The following is a 4,780-nucleotide window of genomic DNA, read 5'->3' as shown; positions in this document are numbered from 1 at the left end:
GACTTGAAAATCGCGCCCGAATCCCCTACAATGAAATTGTCCGAAACCCCTGCCGTAGAACCTTCTGACCAGACCAGCAAAATCGTCCGACACGCCCCGCTCGTTTACCGGGTGGAAGAGATCGCCCAACTGTTGGCGATCTCCAACCGTGCTGCGTACAATCTGTGCAACACCACGAAAGACTTCAAGGTGATCCGCCTCGGTACCAGCATCCGGGTAAGCAAGCAGAGCTTTGACGATTGGTTTGCTGCGGTCTGAGGGAGGGAACATCTATGGCATCTATTCTCAGGCGCGGAGATTCCTACTCCGTTCGTTTCAAATACAAAGACCATGCTGGCCGGATCTGTGAAGGCTGGGAGAGTTTCAAAACCAAGAAGGAAGCGCAAGACCGCAAGATCTCGGTAGAGAAAGAACTCTTGGACGGTACGTTCCTCATACCTGATGCAATGACGGTAGCAGAAATGCTGTACAAGTGGCTCCCCATCCAGTCCAGCAAGCACAAGTGGGCACCCAAAACCTACACCCACACGGTAGCCATGATTCAGAATCTTGTCGTGCCCTATCTCGGCAAGAAGCAGATTCAGAAGGTTCAGACGTATGACCTCGAACAGTTCTACGCCACTTTGAGCCGGACACCGCGCGGACTGTATAAGCAGGGTGTCAAGCAAACGCTCACCGACAAACAGAAGCGGCAGTTTCTGACGGGTGCTTCCATCCGGGAAGTCCATGCCATGCTCAAGACTGCTTTTTCCTATGCCGTTGAGTGGGGTCTGCTCCTCAAGTCACCGATTCCGAGAGAAGCCCCGAAATCGACCTCGGAAGAACGTGCCATCTGGGACGAAAAGACCATGCTTGCTGCGTTGCAGACCATGACCGACCCTACGCTCCACCTTGCTGTTCATCTGAGCATGATTCTCTCGCTGCGTGTCGGAGAGATCCTTGGCTTGCAGCCGGGAGACATCGACTTTGATGCAGCGGATGGACGTGGGACCATCACGGTCGGCAGGAGCTTACAGCGCACCGAAAAGGCTGCACTGGAAAAGACCGACCCGAATCAGATCTACCACATCTTCCCCGACCAGCGTGAGGGCAGCAGCTCCGCACTGGTGCTGAAGAAGCCGAAAACCAAGAAATCCAGCCGCACCCTTTATCTGACGAAACCCTTGAAAGAGGAACTGCTGGCTTGGCTGGAAAAGCTCCGTCAGGACGAGCTTGCCATGGATGGCAGATATCGCAACTGTGGCCAGCTCTTCCGCCTGCCCAACGGTATGCCTGTTGCCCCGGAAGCCCTTTCTAAATGGTACCGCACTTGGCGTGCAGAGCACCCGGAGTTTGAGAAGATCGTGTTCCACGGTCTGCGCCACTCCAGTGCCACTTACCAGTTGATTGAATCCGGCGGCAACATTAAAGCCGTGCAGGGCAACACCGGTCACGCCACCACCGGCATCCTGATGGACACCTACGCCCACACGCAGGACAAGCCCCGGTTGGAGCTGGCTGAGAAGCTGGAAGCAGACTTCTATTCACAGGACATCGGCTCCCCCAAATCCGGCTCTGTGCCGGTAAAAGAAAATCTGCCGGACAGCATCCAGATCACCCCGGAAGGGATGCTGAAAGTTGTCCGACAGATGAACCCCGAGCAGCGGCGTGAGTTCACCCGCCTGCTGTTCGCCTGAAAAAAGTATGGAAAAAACGCTCACGATGCACAGAATGCAGACAATGCAAGGAAAAACACGGCTTTCCCGCCGGTGTGCAAAAAGTGTGCAAAAGTGTGCAGAGCCCCAGAAAATGGAAAATCCCACGAGGAATCTTACGATTCTTCGTGGGATTTTGGTGCGCTCGAGGGAACTCGAATCCCTGGCCCTCTGATTAAAAGTCAGATGCTCTACCGGCTGAGCTACGAGCGCATATTTTCAGATTTACAGATACTGCCGAATAATATTACCACACCCGCGCCAAAAAAGCAAGAGGGAAGCGCAAAAAAGTGCCTTTCCGCAGCACACAGACCCCCGCCGGGAGCGCACCCGTTCTTTTTATAAAAGCCAGTTTTACTGTCACCTCTCTGGGACGCGGATGTTCTGGCGGCAACTTCCTCTTTACAAATGAGGCGCGAACCAGTACAATCAAAGCAGAACGCACTGTCCCGGCCCGTATGCGGCGGGGCTTTTTGATAGGAGGCTGTTTTATCATGAAAATCTCTCGTCGGTCTGTCCTTCATATTTCCGGGCTGGCAGCGGCAGCGCTGGCCCTGACCGGCTGCTCTGCGGCTGGAAGCGCCGCGCTGGGCGGCAAGCTGCCCGGCCTGCTTAAGGGTCTGGCAAAAAAAGGGGAGACCGCTGCTTCGTCGGAAGCTGCCAGCGACATGGCCGTCACCCCGCCGCCCGAGGGCGAACAGCTTGACCCGGCCTTCGGCGTCATGCCTGAGTACGACGCCGACATCCTCACCGGCGCCGAGCGCAGCACCAACAGCCGCCCGGTGGCTGTGATGGTGAACAACATCGCCAACTCCCAGCGCCAGAATGCCCGCCCCCAGCGGGGCATCGGCAGCGCCGACCTGCTCATCGAGGCCAAGGTCGAGGGCGGCATCACCCGCCTGTGCGCCGTGTTCAGCGACGCCGACAGCATCCCCGAGGTCGGCCCCATCCGCTCAGGCCGCGACCAGTTCCTGCAGCTGCTCATGCCCTGGGACATCCTCTACTACCACGACGGCGAGAGCATCTTCTGCACCCAGTTCGTCAGCGTGTACGGCTACTCCGGGCTGAACATCGGCGGCAAGAATTATTTCAAGACCCCCATCCACCCCATCGTCTCCCACCGCAATAACCGCGGCCGCGATGTGGCCTACGAGCACACCGAGTTCACCTCCGGCAAGGAGATCTGCAAGGCCGCTTCTGATGCCGGCATCAGCCTCTACGCTCCCAGCGAGGGGACGTTCTTCCACTTTGCCGACTACCGCACCGACGAGGTCAACAAGCTCAAGGGTGAACCCTCGGCCAAAAAAATCGCCATCGTACATTCAGAGAGCTACCGCACCTCGTTCAGCTACTCCGCACTCAGCCACACCTACGCGATGCAGATGTACAACTCCTCCAAGAAGGCCACCGAGAACACCGTCGATGAGCTGACCGGTGAGCAGCTCACCTTCGAGAACGTCGTGGTCTGCTTCGCCGACATGGACGCCTACGCAGGCGACTCCCATGACGTGCAGGAGGTGCAGTACATCAAGGGCGGCGACGCCTACCTCTTCACCCGCGGCGGCGTGCAGGTGGGCCGCTGGGAAAAGACCTATCCCACCAACCCCCTCAAGCTTTACACCAAGTCCGGCGAAGAGATGACCCTCAACCGGGGCAAGACCTACTTTGCACTGGTGGACAACGACGAGCTGAGCAATTTCAGCTACCAGTAAGCCCATGAGGGACATGACAATGAAACGCATTCGAACTGCGCTCTGCCTCATTTTGGCCGCCGCGCTGCTGGCAGGCTGCGCCTTTCTGCCCAGCGACAGTGAGCCGGAAACGCCCGCTCCCACCGACCCGCTCACCGGCCTTGCCCTCGAGTGGCAGGGCCAGCGTCCGGTGGCCGTGGCCATTGAGAACAGCACTGCCTCCACCACTCAGTGGGGCCTTTCCTCGGCGTCGGTGGTGCTGGAAGCCCTCACCGAGGTAGGTACGTCCACTGAGCTCTGCCTCGTCTATCCGGCGCTGGCCGCGACCCCGAAGGTCGGACCGGTGGCCGCCGGTCAGGACATCTACTGGCGGCTTCTGGTGGGTCAGCAGCCCATTCCGGTACAGCGGGGCGGGGGACAGTTCGACCAGAACTTCCTCGATTACTATTCCATCCGGGCCGTGGATGCTCTGGAAGCCGGGCGCACCGCCTTCGACTGCGGCAGTGAGTGGAGCAACGCACCGCTGTGGTACACCAGCGGCGAGGCCATCTCTAATGTCTTGGACGAGCTGAGTATCTCCTCTGTTCTGACGGAATCCCGGGTGACGAACGTCGTATCTGCTGCGTCGGACAGTGCTTCCTCCGGGGCCGACGCAGTGCTGTCCCTCCCTGCACTTCTTCCGCAGGAAGCAGACGGCAAACTGCCGGACGCCACCGCGCCGGACGCGGTGAATGTCCGGGTCTGCTTTGACGACGACAACGCCACCGGCTTTTCCTACGACGCCGACAGCGGGCTTTACCGGATGCTCCACGCCGACGGCACGCCCCAGCTGGACGCCAACAACGGCCAGCAGGCCGGGTTCGATAATCTGCTGGTGCTGTTCAGCGCCTCCGAGCTGCGGGACGACGGCAGGACCTACGACTACGATTTGAGCATGGGCGGCGGCGTCTGGCTCAACGGCGGGCATCTGTGGACCATCACCTGGACGCAGGGCCGGGACAACACGCTCCTGCTTTACGACGCCGATGGCCGCACCATGAACATCGAGGCCGGGACGAGCTATATCGCTCTTGTCACCAGTCTGACCGGACAGGAGCTGACTGTTACCAATTCCAGCGGAGAAGAGATTCTTGGATAAGCAAAAAGACTTCTGCATTTCACCGTGCAGAAGTCTTTTTTATTTCCAGGCTGCGGCGCGCGCCTGTGCGCGGGGCAGGTTTTCTTTTTCGGTCAAATGGCTTTGCGCTCCGCGCGGGCCAGAGGCAGAGCTGTTTTTTTCTTTAAGCTGCTTCTCGCGCTGGTGGCGCGGGGCTGGTTTTCTTTTTCGGTCAAATGGCTTTGCGCTCCGCGCGGGCCAGAGGTAGGGAGGGGTGTTTCGAATCCCCCCTCCCTACC

4 protein-coding genes and 1 tRNA gene are annotated in these 4,780 nt (G+C 58.9%); 4 read left to right on the top strand and 1 reads right to left on the bottom strand.

The window, feature by feature from the left end:
- Both AAAU26_RS08515 and AAAU26_RS08510 read left to right on the top strand, forming a co-directional pair.
- Positions 1 to 258, top strand: a 258-nt coding sequence (locus AAAU26_RS08515; protein ID WP_227619729.1) for a helix-turn-helix domain-containing protein, incomplete at its 5' end; no start/stop codon positions are given.
- Positions 259 to 272: 14 nt separating this feature from the next.
- The gene (locus tag AAAU26_RS08510; RefSeq protein ID WP_217210905.1) at positions 273 to 1,676 is read left to right on the top strand and encodes a site-specific integrase; all 1,404 of its coding nucleotides are present in this window, start codon (positions 273 to 275) and stop codon (positions 1,674 to 1,676) included.
- Positions 1,677 to 1,831: 155 nt separating this feature from the next.
- Here AAAU26_RS08510 and AAAU26_RS08505 read toward each other — a convergent pair.
- A tRNA-Lys gene (locus tag AAAU26_RS08505) sits at positions 1,832 to 1,907 on the bottom strand.
- A 281-nt stretch (positions 1,908 to 2,188) separates the two neighbouring features.
- Here AAAU26_RS08505 and AAAU26_RS08500 point away from each other — a divergent pair.
- A complete protein-coding gene (locus AAAU26_RS08500) occupies positions 2,189 to 3,406 on the top strand; it encodes a DUF3048 domain-containing protein (RefSeq protein ID WP_227619728.1) in 1,218 nt (405 codons plus the stop codon).
- A gap of 19 nt (positions 3,407 to 3,425) precedes the next feature.
- Entirely contained in the window at positions 3,426 to 4,523 is a 1,098-nt protein-coding gene (locus AAAU26_RS08495; RefSeq protein ID WP_227619727.1) for a DUF3048 domain-containing protein, read from the top strand.
- Positions 4,524 to 4,780 lie beyond the last annotated feature (257 nt).

Source organism: Faecalibacterium longum, assembly GCF_040094125.1.
Lineage (GTDB): Bacteria > Bacillota > Clostridia > Oscillospirales > Ruminococcaceae > Faecalibacterium > Faecalibacterium longum.
The sequence above is the reverse complement of the archived record's forward strand: the minus strand, read 5'-3'. Positions and strand labels throughout refer to the sequence as shown.